Origin of the sequence: Castellaniella sp. (assembly GCF_049671645.1) — a bacterium.
GTDB lineage: Bacteria > Pseudomonadota > Gammaproteobacteria > Burkholderiales > Burkholderiaceae_B > Castellaniella.
Genome location: NZ_JBATVG010000023.1, coordinates 276,030 through 293,193 on the forward strand (window position 1 = coordinate 276,030; position 17,164 = coordinate 293,193).

Sequence of the window (17,164 nt, forward strand, 5' to 3'; positions counted from 1 at the left end):
GTCCTCCTGGAAGCCATCGTATTGATGGCCGGCCAGCGCCCTGAGGCCCCTGACCGACCCGATTCAATCCATCTTACACGCAATCCTGGCGGGGGCTCCATCCCGCCCTGACGGCCCAGGAGGATTTGGCCGCGGCAAAGTGATAGAAGGCCCCCACGCCGCGCAGGCTGCGCCCGCTTGCTGCCCCCCAAGGGGGCGGTTTCGCCTTGGGGCGGCCCGGCGGCAAAACAGGCCCCCGCGCCGCGCAGGCTGCGCCCGCTTGCCGTCAGCCTTGATGTTTGTCATGTCCGGGCGGCACGAACGACCGGACATCCTTCAGGGTTAAAGGCCGCCTCGGCAAGACCGCTCCGTACACTGAGTCATCGTTGAACGTTTCTGGAGTCCTGTCATGGCATTTCCCGCGTTTTTCACCCGGGCGCCGCGCATCGCGCTGCACGATCCGCTCGCCCAGTTGCTGGGGGCATCCGACGACGGCCGGATCGAATATGGCTACGAAGACGCCGTGCGCCTGGCAGGTCATTCCTGCCCCACGGTCGCAGGCGCCTGGCTGATGACCGTCAAGGCGCTGCAGGCCCTGTATCCGGACACGCTGCCCGAACGCGGCGACATCCTGGTGGAATTCGCCGATAGCGCCACCGACGGGGTCACCGGAGTGATCGCCAACGTCGTCAGTCTGGTCACGGGGTCGACCACGGACACGGGGTTCAAGGGCCTGGCGGGCCAGCACGATCGCCGCCATCTGCTGGCGTTCGACCAGAACCTGCCCGGGGAAATCAGTTTCACGCGCCAGGACACGGGCGCCAGCGTGGCCGTGTCCTACAGCGCCCAGGGAGTGCCCCCCTCGCCCACCGCCATGCCGCTGCTGCAAAAAGTGCTATCCGGCCAGGCCAGCGACGCGCAGAAACAGGAATTCGCCCAGATCTGGCAGGACCGCGTGCGCCGCATCCTGGAAGCCGCCGATCAACCGGGGCTCATCACCCTGCAGCCGCGCCAGGCAGCCCAGGCCCACTGAACCGCGGCCGGTCCTGCTCGTCTGCCTGGGCAGGCGGCCGGCAGCCCTGCGCCTGATCGAACAGGGCGGCTGGGATCAGGCCGCGTCCCCGCGTCCGGAGCTGTCTTCGGATTGACGCCAGCCATCGGCGTCCGCGGTCGGGCGACGCCGCTCGTGCGTCTGGTAGTAGGCCATCTTGTCGGCATACATGGCCTGATCGGCGGCCTTCATGGTGTGTTCCAGATCGGCATGATGCCGGCTGACGGCCAGCCCCGCCGACACACTGAGCGGCACGCCGCTGTAGTACTGGTTATTCAGCTCGACCAGCGATCGGATGTTGTCCAGCACGCCCTGGGCGGCGGCTTCGTCCAGGCCGGGCAGCAGCACCATGAATTCATCCCCGCCGATCCGGGCGGCCTGCCCCGGCCGGTCGATGGCTTTGTTCAGGACCTCGCCGAAGCGACGCAGCAGATCGTCGCCCGCCGCGTGGCCGGATTCGTCGTTGGTGCGCTTCAGGTTGTTCAGGTCCAGGGCGATGAAGGCCACCAAGGGCGTATGTTTGCGGGCCAGGCGCCCCAGTTCATCGACGAAGAAGGAACGGTTCTTCAGTTGGGTGAGCACGTCGTGCTGGCCCAGGTATTCGAGATAAGCCTCGGCTTTCTTGCGGGCGGTGATGTCGGTGAGCGATACCAGCACTTTCGACCAGTCGTGCTCGCAGCCCTGGAATACGGACAGTTGCAAATGGATGTACAGCACATCGCCCTGCAGCGTGCGGTTCTGAACTTCCTTCTGGTGAAACAAGCGGCCTTCCCAGAGATCGATCAACTGCTCGGCAAACGACGCATGCGTCTCGTCGTGCAGCACGTCGCTCAGCCGCGCCAGCAGATCGGCCTGCGAAGGAGCCTTGAACATCGTCAAGGTATAGTCATTGACGTCCAGCACCCGGATTTCCTGCAGGCAGCGATCCACGAATTCCTGGTGCACGTCCAGGAATGTGCGGAAATCGCTGACGCCCCGCTCCCGCAGTTCGTTGAACAGGCGCTTGATGGCGCTGAAATCCTCGACCCACAGGGAAACCGGCGCCTGCTCGAAGAATTCCCGGGCATCCCGGGCGCTATCCTGCGCCCGGCGTTTCAGGTTCTGCAGTTCGGTCACATCTTCCATGGAGACCAGGACACGGTCCCATGGCTGTTGTTCCTGCGGCAGCAGGACGCCCTTCAGGGAAAGATCCAGACGTCTGCCCGACAGGGTGTAGTTGACGGTCAGGCCCTGGAATTCGGTCCGTCCCCGCCACAGCTGATCCAGTTCTTCCAGGAAACCGTCGAGCATGTCGCCGCGCAGGACGTCGGCCAGATGCGCCAGCAGCGTTTCCTGGGAATCGGCCTCGTACAACCGCAGGGTCTGGCGATTGACCCGCAGGATACGCATCAGGCTGGCGCATTCCGCCAGACGGCTGCGATCCTGCTGCAGCCAAGGCCGGATGTCCTGGATGCCGGCGCCACGCAGCCGCTGGAACAGCGCATACAGCTCGCTGTAGTCTTCCAGCCAGAACGCCATGGGCGAGGCCTCGAACACGCCTGGCAGGTCAGGGCCGGGCGCCGAAAGCTGCTGATCGTCGGTGGGTGCCTGGGTACTCATGCTGTCAATTCCGCCTAGAAACAACCATATTGCCATTAATCACGCTGCCGTACACGACAGGGTTTCCATTCAACAGACAGACTAGCAGAAATACCTATGGACTTCTGCCGGTATAAGAACATGAGGATAGTCAATATGCCGGGCCGCGCACCCCGCCGCCCCGGCCGGCGTTCACAATACATCCAGGGTCGCACCGACGATCCGCTCGCCCTGGGCTTATCAGAGGCACCGTCACCGGCCCCGTCTCACTGCACCCCGTCAGGGCCGATCCGCGACGACAATCAGGATGGAGACCGCTTTGAACACCCCGACTCACACCCAACATCAGCGCCCGGAAGACGAACGCCTGGGCCTGTCCGCCAACATCCTGTACGGATTCCAGCACGTGCTGACCATGTACGGGGGCATCATCGCCGTCCCGCTGATCGTGGGGCAGGCGGCAGGGCTGGCGCCCGCCGAAATCGGCATCCTGATCGCATCCTGCCTGTTCATGGGCGGGCTGGCCACCCTGGTCCAGACCCTGGGGATTCCGTTTTTTGGTTGCCGGCTGCCCCTGGTCCAGGGGGTCTCCTTCGCCAGCGTCGCCACGATCCTGGCCATTCTGACATCGGGCGGCGATCTGCCGTCGGTCTTCGGGGCGGTGATGATGGCCGCGCTGCTGGGGTTGCTGATCACGCCGATGTTTTCCAGGATCATCCGGTTCTTTCCCCCTCTGGTCACGGGTTCCGTCATCACCACCATCGGCTTGTCGCTGATGCCGGTGGCCGCTCACTGGGCCATGGGCGGCAACGCCAAGGCGCCGGATTTCGGCAGCACCGCCAACATCGGCCTGGCCGCTGTCACGCTGGCAATCGTCCTGCTGCTCAGCAAACTGGGCAATGCCGCCATCTCGCGCCTGTCCATTCTGCTGGCCATGGTGCTGGGCACGCTGATCGCCTGGGCTGCGGGCATGACGGACTTTTCCCGCATCGCCGAGGGTCCGAGCTTCGCCCTGCCCACGCTGTTTCACTTCGGCCTGCCGGAATTCCATCCGGCCGCCATCCTGTCCATGTTCATCGTGATCCTGGTGGTGCTGGTGGAGACGTCCGCCGACATCCTGGCGGTGGGCGACATCATCGGGACCCCGATCAATTCCCGCCGCCTGGGCGACGGCCTGCGCGCCGACATGGTGTCCAGCATGATCGCGCCGGTCTTCGGCTCCTTCACGCAAAGCGCCTTCGCGCAGAATGTCGGCCTGGTCGCCGTCACCGGAGTGAAGAGCCGCTTTGTCGTGGCCGCGAGCGGCATCATTTTGCTGGCGCTGGGTCTGCTGCCGGTGATGGGCCGGCTGATCGCCACGGTGCCCGCCGCCGTGCTGGGCGGGGCCGGGCTGGTGCTGTTCGGCACGGTAGCCGCCAGCGGCATCCGCACCCTGGCCAAGGTCGACTACGAAGACAATATGAACCTGATCATCGTCGCGACGTCCGTGGGCTTCGGCATGATCCCCATCGCCGCCCCGCAGTTCTACAGCCATTTCCCGGACTGGGTGGCAACGATCTTCCATTCGGGCATCAGTTCCGCCGCCATCATGGCGATTGCGCTGAACCTGCTGTTCAACCACATGAAACGCGGCACCCCGGACAAGCCCTCGGTCTTTGCGGCGGGAACGGCCCACGCACCGGGAGACGCGGCGGCCTGCGACTCGCTGGGCACGTCCGCCAAAAGCCTGGCGCACTGAGATGTCCGCTGCCGCAGGGGCCCGGAACGGTCCCTGACAGGGATCAGAGCGGACTGAGGACGCCGCCCGCCAGCAACGCCAGCACCAACACCCCGAGCACGACGCGATAGACCACGAACGGCAGGTAGCTGTGAGTGGAAATGAAACGCAGGAAAACGACGATCACCCCATACCCCACGCCGAACGCAACCAGCGTCGCCCAGGCCGTCGGGCCGGCCGCGATCGGCCCGTCCTGCCCCCAGCTGCGGTAAAGCTGGTAGAAGCCGGCGGCGAAGACGGCCGGCAGCGCCAGCAGAAATGAATAGCGCGCTGCCGCCTCGCGGGTATAACCCAGAAGCAGGCCCGCCGTGATCGTTCCGCCCGAACGCGAGACGCCCGGGATCAGCGCCAGCGCCTGCGCGAAACCGAACAACAGGCCATGCCCCCAGCTCAGCTCTTTCAGTTCGCGCCGCTTGCCGCCGATCCGGTCGGCCACCCCCAGGACGAGCGCGAACAGCGCCAGCACCGTTCCCGTAATGTACAGATTGCGCAGATTGCCTTCGATGGCGTCCTTGAACAGCAGACCGAGCACCGCAATGGGCAGCGTGCCGACGATGATCAGCCAGCCCATGCGGGCGTCGGGATCGCGGCGGCGCTCGGGCGTGAAGAGCGCTGCCAGCCACGCCCGAAGGATGCGCAGGATGTCGCGGCGGAAATACAGCAGCACCGCGGTCTCGGTACCGATCTGGGTGATCGCCGTGAAAGCCGCGCCCGGGTCCCCCCCGGAAGGCAGCAGCGGCCCCAGAATACGCAGGTGCGCGCTGGAGGAAATCGGCAGGAACTCGGTCAGGCCCTGAACCAGGCCCAGGATCGTAGCGTCCAGCCACATGTTCGCGCTGCTCATGAAGGGCGGCCTCCTGTTCAATCGAGACGAGCAGTGTACAGCAGCCCACCGCCGGAAACCGCGACTGCGGGCCGTGTCCGCCCGCAGCGAGAACCCCGCGTCCGGCGCGCGGGCCGATACGTTCTGCATCATCCGGACCTCCTGCCCGATCCGGGCCGGTGCTATGCTCCATCCCCGATATCACACCGTCTCCACCGTCCCATGGAAGCCTTGAACGACACTCTGTTCCTGTGGATCAACGCCAGCGATCCCTCGGCCGCCGCCCTGTTGCTGGGCCGGATCCTGGCCAATGACCTGGTCTACCTGTTTCCTTTGTACCTGGTGCTGGATTGGCTTCGGGCCGACGTCGCCGGGCGCGATGCCCTGATCCAGGCGACCGTCAGCGCGGTGATCGCCATGCTGCTGGCCTGGATCATCACCCTGATCTGGTTCCATCCCCGGCCCTTCGCCATCGGCCTGGGCCGCCAGTACATGCCCCACGACCCGACCGCGTCCTTTCCCAGCGACCATCTGAGCTACGCCTGGGCGATCTGCACCGGATTGGCGCTGCATCCGGTCCGACGCAAAGCCGCCGGCCTTCTGGCCCTGATCGGCCTGCCGATCGCCTGGGCGCGCATCTACATGGGCGTGCACTTCCCGCTGGACATGGTCGGCGCCCTGCTGACCGCCCTGGCAGCCGCGTGGATCAGCCTGCCGCTGCGGCGCACACTGATTCCCACATTGAGGAAAAGCATCGAACCCGCCTACCGCCTGGTGTTCGCCTGGCCGATACGCCGGGGTTGGGTGCGCGCCTGAACCGGAACGCCCGCGCGCACCGACCGCGCCTCTCGGCACGTTCATCTTCAGTTCATGCAATGCGGGCGATCATGACGCCATTGCAACCAGCCTTTCCAAGACATCTCGCCATGCCCGCACCCGCCCGCTATAGCCGCCTCTCCATCAGCCTGCACTGGCTCACCCTGTTCCTGATCGTGGTGGTCTACTCCATGATGGAATTCAAGGGCTTGTTCCCGAAGGACAGCCCCGAGCGCGCCTTCATGCGGACGATGCATGCCTCCTGCGGCCTGACTATCCTGGCGCTGACCGCAATCCGCCTGGCGACGCGCCCCTTCCAGCGCAGCCCCGCCATCGTGCCCGCGCCCGCCGCCTGGGAGCGGATCGGCGCCCGCCTGATGCATGCGGCGCTGTACGCGATGCTGATCGCCCTGCCCCTGCTGTCCTGGTTCGGCATCAATGCCTTCGGCGGCACAGTCAAGGCGTGGGGGATCGCCCTGCCCGCGCTGACCGGCGAGGACAAGACACTGGGTCGCGCCGTGATCGACACCCACAAGCTGATCGCCAACATCGGCTACGGGCTGATCGGCCTGCACGCGCTGGCCGCGCTGAAACACCACTACATCAGCCGCGACAACACCCTGCGCCGCATGTTGCCGTCCCGCGCCCAGGACGCGTAAAGCGGCTGTCCACACGTCGCCGAGGCCCGCAGCCAGGGAGTGAAGACGCCGGGATACGTGGATGCGCGGACGGAATGAGTCAGCGCCGCGTCGGATCGAAGTGTTTCTCCAGCCCCTGCCAGCAGCGGTAGTATTCCCGCTGCCGCTGCGGCGATTCCAGGGCCTGGCGGGTGGCCTGGATCGCCACCGGCGTCTCGAACATGAACGCCATGGTGTCGGCAATGACGTCGGGCCTGGACGTATCCGCCGCGCTGGCCTTGGCGAAGGTCTCGGCGTCCGGGCCGTGGCCGGTCATGGTGTTGTGCAGCGACGCGCCGCCGGGCTGGAAGCCTTCGGCCTTGGCGTCGTAACGGCCGTGCACCAGGCCCATGAACTCGCCCGCCAGATTGCGGTGGAACCAGGGCGGCCGGAAGGTATCCCGCATCGCCAGAATGCGCGGGGCGAAGGCGACGAAATCGATGGTATCGACGCCTGGCACGGCGCTGGGCGCGTGCAGCACCAGGAAGATCGACGGATCCGGGTGATCATGGGTGATCGAGCCGATCGCATTGAAGCGCCGCAGGTCGTATTTGTACGGTGTGTCGTTGCCGTGCCAGGCCACCACGTCCAGGGGCGAATGATCCATGCGGGCGCTCCAGAAGCGGCCCTGGAATTTCGTCAGCAATTCAAAGTCGCCGTCGAGGTCTTCGTAGGCCGCCACGGGCGCCAGGAAATCGCGCGGGTTGGCCAGGCCGTTCGAGCCGATCACGCCCAGATCGGGCAACCGGAAATGCGCGCCGGGGTTCTCGCACACATAGCCGCGCGCCACCCCGTCGGGCAGGCGGACCTGGAAGCGCACGCCGCGCGGAATGACCGCGATTTCCTGGGGCTCGATCAGCAGCACGCCCAATTCGGTCGCCAGTTCCAGGCGGCCCTGCTGCGGCACGATCAGCAGTTCGCCGTCGGCATCATAGAAATAGCGCTTCCCCATTGAACGATTGGCGGCATACAGGTGGATGCCGCAACCGGCATTGCCGCCCATGGTCACCATGCCATCCACGAAATCCGTGGCCGCATCGTCGCCGGGCAAAGGCAGAGGATCCCAGCGCAGCGGATCGGGCGGGGTGGCGACTTCGTCGTACTGGCTCAGCCAGCGCGCCCCCGCGGAAGAAGATTCGAACGGCCCGTGCGTGGCCGCGGGCCGGATGCGGTACAGCCAGGATCGCCGGTTGGCATGGCGCGGCGCCGTGAACGCTGTGCCTGACAGCTGCTCGGCATACAGGCCGTAAGGGGCCCGCTGAGGGGAATTGCGCCCGACCGGCAGCGCGCCGGGCAGGGCCTCGGTGGCGAATTCGTTGCCGAATCCGCTCTGGTATTCCAAGGAGGATGTCGTGTTCATGATGATTTCCCGAAAAACACGGCCGGCGGCCGCCTCACGCGCACACGGTCAACCCGATCGCAGCCTGCATTCGCCGACCCGAATGGCGCGTCGTCACTCAGAGTCCGGCTGCGCGTCCGGATGCGCAGCCTGGAAGGCGGGCAGCGATTCGCAATACGCCGCGATCCGCGCGATCGTCGGAAAGGCCGACAGATCCACATCATTGCGGCGCGCGTTGTAGACCTGCGGCACCAGGCAGCAATCCGCCAGGCCCGGCTCGTCGCCATGGCAGCAGCGCCCGGTCGCGGGCGACCGCAACTGGGCCTCCAGCGCACGGAAGCCCAGGTCCACCCAATGCCGGTACCAATCGTCGCGGGCGGATTGTTCAACCTTCAGTTCGCGCGACAGCCAGCGCAGGACGCGCAGATTGTTCAAGGGATGGATGTCGCAGGCGACATGCAGTGCCAGGGCGCGCACCCGGGCGCGGCCCACTGCGTCGGCCGGCAGCAGGGTGGCTGGGCCATGCGTCTCGTCCAGGTATTCCATGATCGCCAGGGACTGCGTCAGGATCCGGCCGTCCTCGTCCAGCGCCGGCACCAGGCCTTCCGGATTGCGGCTCTGGTAATCGTCCCCGAACTGTTCGCCGCCATGGCGCAACAGGTGCACGGGGATGACCCGGTAGTCCAGGCCCTTGAGGCCCAATGCGATCCGGACGCGGTAGGCCGCCGAGCTGCGGAAATAGGAATAGAGTTCCAGCATGAATCAGCCTCCCGCGCGGCGCTCGACCGTCTGTTCGATGACGCCGAAGATATCTTCGCCCCGCGCATCGCTCATGTGGATGCGCACCGCGTCGCCGAAGCGCATGAAGGGCGTGACCGGGGCGCCGCCCTCGATGGTCTCGTACATGCGGACCTCGGCGATGCAGCAGTAGCCCACGCCGCCGTTGCGGATGCTGGAACCATGCAGCCCGCCCTGTTTGTTGGATACCGTGCCCGAGCCGATGATCGTTCCCGCCGCCAGCCGGCGGGTGCGGGCGGCATGCGCGACCAGCCGGGGGAAATCGAAGGTCATGTCCCGGCCGGCATTCGGGCAGCCGAAGGGCTCGCCATTGAGTTCGACCCGCAACGGCAGGTGGACCTTGCCGTCGCGCCAGGCCGGGCCCAGTTCATCGGGCGTGACAGCGACCGGGGAAAACGCGCTGGCCGGTTTGGACTGGAAGAAGCCGAAGCCCTTGGCCAGCTCGCCCGGAATCAGGCCGCGCAGGGACACGTCATTGACCAGCATCAGCAGGCGGATCGCGCCGGCGGCATCCGCCGCACGCGCGCCCATGGGCACGTCGCCCGTGACGACGGCGACTTCGGCCTCCATGTCGATGCCCCAGTCCTCCGTGTCCGCGACGATGGGGTCGCGCGGCCCGATGAAGCCGTCCGAGCCGCCCTGGTACATCAGCGGATCGGTGAAGAAGGATTCCGGCACCTGGCTGTTGCGGGCGCGGCGCACGAGTTCCACATGGTTCAAGTAGGCCGAGCCGTCCGCCCACTGGTAGGCGCGCGGCAGCGGTGAATGGCAGGCCGCCTGGTCGAAGGGGAGGGCCGCCCCTTCCCTGCCCGAATTGAGCCGGTCATAGACGGCGACCAGCGCCGGCAGGCAGGCGTCCCAGTCATCCAGCGCCGCCTGCAGGGTGGGCGCGATCCCGGGCACGGCGACGCACTGCGCCAGATCCCGGGACACGACGACCAGGCGACCATCGCGCGACTCGTTTTTCAAGGTGGCAAGCTTCATAGGGACTCCGGTTGCCCGGGCCGCCGAGGCGTGCCCGGAGCGCGGGGCCGCAACCCCGCGCGCAAAAACTGATCTACTTCAGTTCGGCCTGAACCTGCTCGAACAGATCCTGACCCACGCTGGGGATGAACATCTTCCACACCGGCTGGACGCGTTCGCGCATGCGGTCGTGCTCGGCGTCGCTGACCTCGTTGATCTCCATGCCGTGCTTGGCCATGGTTTCCTTGGCGGATTGCGCCTGGGCGCGCGCCACCTGACGCTGGTAGGCACGGGCCTCGAGAGCGGAATCCTTCAGGATCTTCTGCTGATCGGGCGTGAGTTTGTCCCAGAAGGCCTTGGACACCAGCGGGATGAAGGCGCCGTAGCTATGGCGCGTGATGGACAGGTATTTCTGCACTTCGTAGAGCTTGAGCGCGGCGATCACGGCGTTGGGCGTGCCCTGGCCGTCGATGGTGCGGGTTTCCAGCGCGGTATACAGTTCCGGCACCGCCAGCGGCACCGGATTGGCGCCCAGGGCCTTGATGGTTTCCTGGGTAATCTTCGCCTGGATCGAACGGAACTTCAAGCCTTCGAAATCTTCGACCTTGGCGATCGGATGCTTGCTGTTGGTGGCGTTGAAGAATCCGTTTTCCCAATAAGCCAGGCCCACCAGGCCATGCACGGGCAGGGTTTCCAGCAGCTTCTGGCCCACCGGGCCGTCCAGCACTTTTTCCGCCTGCTCGCTGTTCTTGAACAGGAAGGGAAAATCCAGGATTTCATAGGCCTTGACCATCCCCGTCAGGGTGGTGGTCTGAGGCACGGTGAACTCGATCGTGCCGCCCTGCAGGGCAGAAGTCACCTGCACGTCGTTGCCCAGCGCGCCGCTGTAATAGGGCTTGATGTTGATCTCGCCCTGGCTCTTGGCCTTGACCAGTTCGACGAACTTGGCCACGCCCTGGCCCTGGTGGGATTTTTCCGGCAGGGTGACGGCGAACTTCGCGGTGACGGCCGCCCAGGCGGAGCCGGACAGTGTCGCGGCCAGCAGGCCGACAAGCAGGGTGGTGCGGATTTTCATGGAATGTCTCCTTGGGTGGAATCGGACGGGGCGCCGGGCGCTAGCGCCACCATTGGGCGGGCACGGTCACCAATTCGGGGAACAGGATCAAGGCGATCAACAGCGAAACCAAAGCGAGCAGGAACGGGCCGATGCCGCGCGTGGCCTGGGCCATGGACACCTTGCCCACGGAACTGACGACGTTCAGCACCACGCCCACGGGCGGGGTGATCATGCCGATCGAACAGTTCATGATGAAGATCACGCCGAAATAAACCGGATCGATGTCCGCCGCCTGGATGATGGGCATGAACACCGGGGTGAAGATCAGCACGATGGGAATGAAATCCAGCACCATTCCGGCGAAGAACACCACCACCATCATGGCCGACACCAGGACCAGCGGGTGGTCCGACAACGCGCTCAACCAGCCGCCCACCTGGCCGGAAATGTCGGTGATGGTGATCATGTAGGACGCGACCATCGCCAGCGCGGCCAGCAGCAGCACGACCGAAGTCGTCTGCGCCGCGGACAGCAGGCATTCGTAGACTTTGCGCCAACTCAGTTCCCGGTACACCGCCACACCGACGAACAGCGCATAGGCCGCCGCGACCACGGCGGATTCAGTCGGGGTGAAGATGCCGAAACGCAGGCCGCCGATGATGATGACCGGCAGCATCAGCGCCCAGCCGCCCTGCCCCAGCAAACGCAGACGCTGTCCCCAGGGCACCCGGGGCGTCAGCGCCGCTTTCTGCCGCCGGGCGACAAACCACCAGGCCACGGTCAGGAACAGCCCCATCAGGACGCCGGGCACGATCCCGGCCAGGAACAGACGGGTGATCGACACATTGGCCACCACGCCGAAGATCAGGAAGCCGATCGACGGCGGGATGACCGGCGCGATGATGCCGCTGGCGGCCATCAGGCCGCAGGCGCGCGCGGGATCGTAGCCGGCCTGGCGCATCATGGGCACCAGGATCGCCGCCAGCGCCGCCGTGTCCGCCACGGCGGACCCCGACAGGCTGGCAAGCAGGATGCCGGCGCAGATCGCCACATAGCCCAGGCCGCCGCGCAAATGGCCGACGAAGGCGCTGGCCATGTCGACGATCCGCTTGGACAGCCCGCCCGCGTTCATGAATTCGCCCGCCAGGATGAAGAACGGCACCGCCATCAATACGAAGTTGTCGGCCCCGGCGATGGCGTTCTGCACCACGATCTGGGCGTCGAACTGCCCGGTCAGCAGCATCAGCGCCACTCCGGCGAACATCAGGGCGAAGGCGATCGGCAGACCCAGTGCGATCAAGCCCAGCAAGGAGCCAAGGAAGACGAAGGCGGTCATCGGCGATCTCCCTTCGAGCCGCCGGCCTCGCGGCCTGCATGCCGTTCGGATTCGTCAGGCGTGGGATAGTCCGCAGGGACTATCCCGCGTCCGGTCTCGCCCACCTCGCGGCCTGCATGCCGCTCGGATTCGTCAGGCGCGAGATAGTCCGCAGGGACTATCCCGCGTCCGGTCTCATCCATACGTTCAGCGAGGTCTTCGATGCGGTCGGCCAGGTCCTCCGTCAAGCCGTCGTCGATACCGGCCAGCGCCCGGCGGATGTTGTTGCACACCGGGAAGATCAGCGCCACCCCGAACACCAGCGCCGCCCCGTACAGCCAGGCGTAGGAAATGCCCAGGACCGGGTAGACGTTGCCCAGGTTGATCAGGGTCTGGCGCCAGCCGCCGACGATGAAGATCCCGCAGCCGGCCAGGATCAACATGCCGGTGAAGACCACCAGCGCCCTGCGCACACGGGGGCCGACGGCGCGCTGCAGCGTGTCGAATCCGATATGGATGCGCCGCGCCGAAGCCAGGACCGCGCCCATGAAGATCAGCCAGACGAACAGCAGGCGCGACAGTTCTTCCGAAATGGCGATACCCGAATTGAATGCGTAGCGCAGCACGACGTTGCCGAAGACCAGAATGCCCATGATCGCCAGGCAGGCGACGATCAGGACTTCGAAGCTCCTGGCGATCAGGCGGGCGGCAGGGCGCATCATCGGTATGCACCGCGCGAGGTAGCGGACATCATGTTTGTCTCCGGTCCGGATGTGGATGTCTGCGGGACGGCCCCCGAGCATCCTTGTGATGGATGCCCCATTAGACGGAGTTTCCAGATATCATACAAACAGTTTTTATTCATCGATTCATAGGATTATCCGATGGAAGTCACGCTCCGCCAGTTGCGCGCCTTCGCGGCGCTGGCCCGCACCGGAGGCTTTACACGGGCAGCCGAATCCTTGCATATCACCCAATCGGCCCTCAGCGGCCTGATCAAGGAACTGGAATCCCAATTGGGCGTCCGGCTGGTGGATCGCAGCACACGACGCATCCAGCTCTCGGAAGTCGGCCGCGAGTTCCATCCCGTCGCCACGCGGGTGCTCCGCGACCTGGATGGCGCGCTGGACAACATCGATAATCTCAAACGCCTGCGCCGCGGCATCGTCCGGGTTGCTGCCCCCCAGCTCATGGCCAGCACCCTGATCCCTGAAGTCATTGCGGGCTTTCGCCGCGCGCATCCCCACATCCAGGTCCATCTGCTGGACTGCGCCGTGGAACACGCCATCACCCAGGCGGTGCGCGGCGAAGTCGATATCAGCATCGGCCCCCATCGCGAGGGCCTGTCCGATGTCGCGGCCGATCCGCTGTTCGACCTGCCGTTCATGGCCGTCTTTCCCGCCGGCCACCCGCTGGAATCCCTGAAGCAGGTCGGCTGGACGGACCTGATGCGCCACCCGCTGATCGTGCTGCATGGGCAGTTCACCGATCAGCTCGCCATGGATCTCCACCGGCTGTCCTCCACGCAACCGGTGCGCCCCAGCCACGAAGTCACCTTCATGAGCACCGCCTTGAGCATGGTCAACGCCGGCCTGGGTGTGACCGCCTGCCTGCCGTATGCCCAGCGCCTGGTGGACCTCTACGGGCTACGGGCGCGGCCGCTGCATGCCCCCCAGATCCGTCGGAAATTTTTCATCTACAGCCGCCAGCACACGAGCCTGCCGCCTGCGGCCGAAGCCTTCGTGCGCTATCTGCACGAATATGTGGAGGAACGGAACTGGGGGTGAGTCCCCCCGATTCCGCTCACCCGAAGCCCATCGTCAGGCCCGGCTGAACTCGATTTCCCCCTGATGCGCCAGTGTGCCGTCCTGTTCCGCCCACAGCTGCGCGGTCTGGCCGTCCTGAAGGCGGCCGCCCACCTGGAAGGCGCGCGGCGCAATCAGCGGGCGCAGGCCCCGGTAGGACAGCGATTGCACCGCCAGGTCGGGATGAGCCCGGGTGAACGCCCGCGTCATCAGCGTGGCGATCAGGGGGCCGTGGACCACCAGACCAGGATAGCCTTCGACCTCGCGCACGTAGCGGTCGTCGTAATGGATGCGGTGTCCATTGAAGGTGACGGCTGAATAGCGGAACAGCCGCACGGGGTCCGGCGTCACGGTCTGCGTCCATTGCGCATCCGGCGCGGGCTTGACGCCCTGCAACACCGGGGGCGATGGCTCGCGGTAGACGATATCCTGTTCCTCGGCGATGCAGAGCGCCCCATCCTGGGTATAGCGATGCTCGACCGTCATGAACTGCAGGCGGCCGCTGCGCCCCGTCTTTTCGACGATGTCCGCAATCCTGGAGTCCCGCCGGGCAGGCCGCCCCACCACCAGCGGCGCATGAAACCGGATGCGCCCCCCCGCCCACATGCGGCTGAAGTCCCCCGCCGGCGGCAGGAAGGCATCCTGTTGCGGATGGCCGTCGCGCCCCAGACGGGCATAGGCCTCACCGCGCACGAAGAACGCCCAATGCCACAGCAAAGGCAAGGCGCCCGACGGGTCCAGCGGTTCGTCCAGGCTCAACGCGACTCGCTGCGCATGGCCGGGGTCCAGATTGTCATCGCAGGTTTCCGCGCGGCCGATCCAGGACGAGAAATCCATAATCCGATGCTCCAAAAAAAATGCAGCCTGCCGGGGATGCCCGGATCAGGCTGCTTTCACGAGGTTCAGCTCTTGTTCGACGCCAGGGCGGCATCGATCAGATCCTTGCCGATACCGCCCTGGAATTTCTCCCAGACCGGATGCATGGCCGCGCGCCAGGCCGCCACGTCTTCCTTGGACAGGGTCTGGATCTTCGCGGCGCCCGCATCGGCAATGCGCTTGCGATCGCGTTCGTTGATGTCGGCCGCCAGCTTGTTGGCGTATTCCGTGGCGCCCGCCATGGCTTTGCTCAGGCCCGCCTGCACGTCCTTGGGCAAGCCGTCCCACCAGCCGGCATTGGCGATCACCATGTAATCGATGTCGCCATGGTTGGTGACGGCGATGGTCTTCTGCACTTCATGCAGTTTCTGGGTGTAGATGTTGGACCAGGTGTTTTCCTGGCCATCCACCACGCCCGTCTGCAGCGCCTGATAGACCTCGGAGAAGGCCAGTTTCTGGGGGTTGGCCCCCAGTTGACGGAACTGGGCCTCCAGCACGTCGGAGGCCTGGATGCGGAACTTCAGGCCCTTGATGTCTTCCGGGCGGGTGAGCTTGTCCTTGTTGGTGGACAACTGCTTCATGCCGTTGTGCCAGTAGGCCAGACCCTTGATGCCCTTGGACGTCATGGAGTCCAGCAGGCCCTGGCCTGCGGGGCTGGCCTGGAAGCGGTCCACGGCATCCATGTCGTCGAACAGGAAAGGCAGATCGAAGACCTGCAGCTTCTTGGTGTAGCGGTCGAACTTGGACAGCGACGGCGCGATGAGCTGCACGTCGCCCAGCAACAGGGCTTCCATTTCCTTGCCGTCGCCGAACAACTGCGAATTGGGGAAGACCTGGACCTCGACCTTGCCCGGCAGCGCGGCTTCGGCGAGTTCCTTGAACTTCAGCGCCCCCTGGCCCTTGGGGGCCGTCGCCGCCACCACGTGGCTGAACTTGATGACGATGGGAGCGGCCTGGACGGCCGTGGCCGCCAGACTGGCGGACAGCGTGATGCCCAGGGCCAGCGCCAGGCGGGTCAATGTGCGGGATTGCATGGGTTTGTCTCCTTGAAGGTGATGTATCGGTCCGGGTCAGCCGCTGATCGTTCCGGCTGCCGGGCTCTGGTGTGGGGGTCCGGTGCGGCAAGGACCCGGTAGATCATCGGGGCCTCAGAGCGATGCGTCCGAGAGACCCAATTCCTGCAGGATGGCCTGGGTATGTTCGCCCAATGCCGGGATCGCGCCCATCCGGGTTTCTGCGGGGGTGCCGACGCCGGGCGGCAACAGCGCGGGCAGCACGCCCGCCGGGCTGTCGACCGTGGTCCACCGCCCCCGCGCCCGCAGCTGCGGGTGCGCCCACACATCCGCCATATCGTTCATCTGCGCATTGGCGATCTTGGCCTCGTCCAGACGGGCGACGACCTGATCGATGCTGAGCGCGGCGAAGACGCCCAGAATCAGGGCGCGCAATTCGGCGCGAGCGTCCGAGCGCCGGGAATTGGTCGAAAAGCGCGGGTCGATCGCCAGATCCGGCTGCTGCAGGACCTTGTCGCAAAACACCTGCCATTCCCGTTCGTTCTGCAGTCCCAGCATCACGGTCTTGCCATCCCCCGCCGCGAACGGCCCATAGGGATAGATCGTGGCATGCGAGGCCCCGCTGCGGGCGGGCGGCGGGGCGCCGTCGAAGCCGTAGTACATGGGGTAGGACATCCATTCGGCCATGCTCTCCAGCATGGACACGTCGATGTGCCGGCCCTTGCCCGTCTTGCCGCGCTCGATCAGCGCCGCCAGGATGTTGGTGTAGGCATACATGCCGGCCGCGATGTCGGCGATGGAGCAGCCCGCCTTGGCGGGCTCATCCGCAGACCCGGTGACCGACAGGAAACCGGATTCGCTCTGGATCAGCAGATCGTAGGCTTTCTTGTCGCGATAGGGGCCGTCATTGCCGTAGCCGGAAATATCGCACACGATCAGGCGGGGAAAGCGTTCGCGCAGAGCCTCGAAGGACAGGCCCAGGCGAGCGGCCGCCCCCGGCGCCAGGTTCTGCACCAGCACGTCGGCCTTTTCCAGCAGGCGTTCGATGACGTCCGCCGCAGCCGGCTGCTTGACGTCCAGCGCCAGGCTTTCCTTGGACCGGTTCACCCAGACGAAATGGGACGACAGGCCGCGCACCCGCTCGTCGTAGCCGCGCGCGAAATCCCCCGCGCCCGGCCGTTCGATCTTGATGACCCGGGCGCCCAGATCCGCCAGCTGGCGCGTGCAAAACGGCGCGGCAATGGCATGTTCCAGGGTGATGACCGTGATGTCCTGCAAAGGCAGCATGATGTCCTCT

At 65.7% G+C, this 17,164-nt stretch carries 16 protein-coding genes; 5 read left to right on the forward strand and 11 right to left on the reverse strand.

Translation table 11 applies throughout. The features are described 5' to 3' along the window. The first annotated feature begins 388 nt into the window (after positions 1-388). On the forward strand, positions 389-1,012 hold the full coding sequence (locus tag WBG56_RS12330) for an FmdE family protein (RefSeq protein ID WP_424268709.1): 624 nt from the start codon (positions 389-391) through the stop codon (positions 1,010-1,012). Positions 1,013-1,087: 75 nt separating this feature from the next. On the opposite strand, the gene WBG56_RS12335 is transcribed toward WBG56_RS12330, so the two are convergent. Next, positions 1,088-2,629 carry a sensor domain-containing diguanylate cyclase gene (locus WBG56_RS12335; protein WP_424268711.1) on the reverse strand — a complete coding sequence of 514 codons (1,542 nt, stop codon included), beginning with the start codon at positions 2,627-2,629 and terminating at the stop codon, positions 1,088-1,090. A gap of 286 nt (positions 2,630-2,915) precedes the next feature. Here WBG56_RS12335 and WBG56_RS12340 point away from each other — a divergent pair, with 286 nt between their 5' ends. Further along, entirely contained in the window at positions 2,916-4,346 is a 1,431-nt protein-coding gene (locus tag WBG56_RS12340) for a nucleobase:cation symporter-2 family protein (RefSeq protein ID WP_424268713.1), read from the forward strand. Between the two features lie 43 nt (positions 4,347-4,389). On the opposite strand, the gene WBG56_RS12345 is transcribed toward WBG56_RS12340, so the two are convergent. Then, positions 4,390-5,229, reverse strand: coding sequence for an undecaprenyl-diphosphate phosphatase (locus tag WBG56_RS12345; protein ID WP_424268715.1), 840 nt, complete (start codon positions 5,227-5,229; stop codon positions 4,390-4,392). Positions 5,230-5,439: 210 nt separating this feature from the next. Between WBG56_RS12345 and WBG56_RS12350 the strand changes: the two genes are divergently transcribed. Then, entirely contained in the window at positions 5,440-6,024 is a 585-nt protein-coding gene (locus WBG56_RS12350) for an undecaprenyl-diphosphatase (protein ID WP_424268717.1), read from the forward strand. Positions 6,025-6,134: 110 nt separating this feature from the next. Further along, positions 6,135-6,683, forward strand: a complete 549-nt coding sequence (locus WBG56_RS12355; protein ID WP_424268719.1) for a cytochrome b — start codon at positions 6,135-6,137, stop codon at positions 6,681-6,683. 79 nt (positions 6,684-6,762) lie between these two features. On the opposite strand, the gene hmgA is transcribed toward WBG56_RS12355, so the two are convergent. The 6 genes from hmgA to WBG56_RS12385 form a co-directional block, all read right to left on the reverse strand. Continuing rightward, positions 6,763-8,061, reverse strand: a complete 1,299-nt coding sequence (gene hmgA, locus WBG56_RS12360; protein WP_424268721.1) for a homogentisate 1,2-dioxygenase — start codon at positions 8,059-8,061, stop codon at positions 6,763-6,765. Positions 8,062-8,154: 93 nt separating this feature from the next. Further along, entirely contained in the window at positions 8,155-8,796 is a 642-nt protein-coding gene (maiA, locus tag WBG56_RS12365) for a maleylacetoacetate isomerase (protein ID WP_424268806.1), read from the reverse strand. 6 nt (positions 8,797-8,802) lie between these two features. Then, the gene (locus WBG56_RS12370; RefSeq protein WP_424268723.1) at positions 8,803-9,822 is read right to left on the reverse strand and encodes a fumarylacetoacetate hydrolase family protein; all 1,020 of its coding nucleotides are present in this window, start codon (positions 9,820-9,822) and stop codon (positions 8,803-8,805) included. Between the two features lie 73 nt (positions 9,823-9,895). Further along, positions 9,896-10,876, reverse strand: a complete 981-nt coding sequence (locus WBG56_RS12375) for a TRAP transporter substrate-binding protein (RefSeq protein ID WP_424268724.1) — start codon at positions 10,874-10,876, stop codon at positions 9,896-9,898. 40 nt (positions 10,877-10,916) lie between these two features. Continuing rightward, positions 10,917-12,194, reverse strand: a complete 1,278-nt coding sequence (locus tag WBG56_RS12380; RefSeq protein WP_424268726.1) for a TRAP transporter large permease — start codon at positions 12,192-12,194, stop codon at positions 10,917-10,919. Continuing rightward, positions 12,191-12,895 (reverse strand): TRAP transporter small permease, encoded by a 705-nt coding sequence (locus WBG56_RS12385; protein WP_424268728.1) that lies wholly within the window; start codon positions 12,893-12,895, stop codon positions 12,191-12,193. The genes WBG56_RS12380 and WBG56_RS12385 overlap by 4 nt, the downstream gene beginning before the upstream one ends. A gap of 162 nt (positions 12,896-13,057) precedes the next feature. Between WBG56_RS12385 and WBG56_RS12390 the strand changes: the two genes are divergently transcribed. Next, positions 13,058-13,960: a LysR family transcriptional regulator gene (locus WBG56_RS12390; RefSeq protein ID WP_424268730.1), complete on the forward strand. Its 903-nt coding sequence runs from the start codon at positions 13,058-13,060 to the stop codon at positions 13,958-13,960. 33 nt (positions 13,961-13,993) lie between these two features. On the opposite strand, the gene WBG56_RS12395 is transcribed toward WBG56_RS12390, so the two are convergent. The 3 genes from WBG56_RS12395 to WBG56_RS12405 all read right to left on the reverse strand — a co-directional run bounded on the left by WBG56_RS12395 (position 13,994) and on the right by WBG56_RS12405 (position 17,154). Further along, positions 13,994-14,815: an FAS1-like dehydratase domain-containing protein gene (locus tag WBG56_RS12395; RefSeq protein WP_424268732.1), complete on the reverse strand. Its 822-nt coding sequence runs from the start codon at positions 14,813-14,815 to the stop codon at positions 13,994-13,996. 65 nt (positions 14,816-14,880) lie between these two features. Then, a complete protein-coding gene (locus WBG56_RS12400) occupies positions 14,881-15,888 on the reverse strand; it encodes a TRAP transporter substrate-binding protein (protein ID WP_424268734.1) in 1,008 nt (335 codons plus the stop codon). A 114-nt stretch (positions 15,889-16,002) separates the two neighbouring features. Continuing rightward, on the reverse strand, positions 16,003-17,154 hold the full coding sequence (locus WBG56_RS12405; RefSeq protein WP_424268736.1) for a CaiB/BaiF CoA transferase family protein: 1,152 nt from the start codon (positions 17,152-17,154) through the stop codon (positions 16,003-16,005). Between the last annotated feature and the right edge of the window lie 10 nt (positions 17,155-17,164).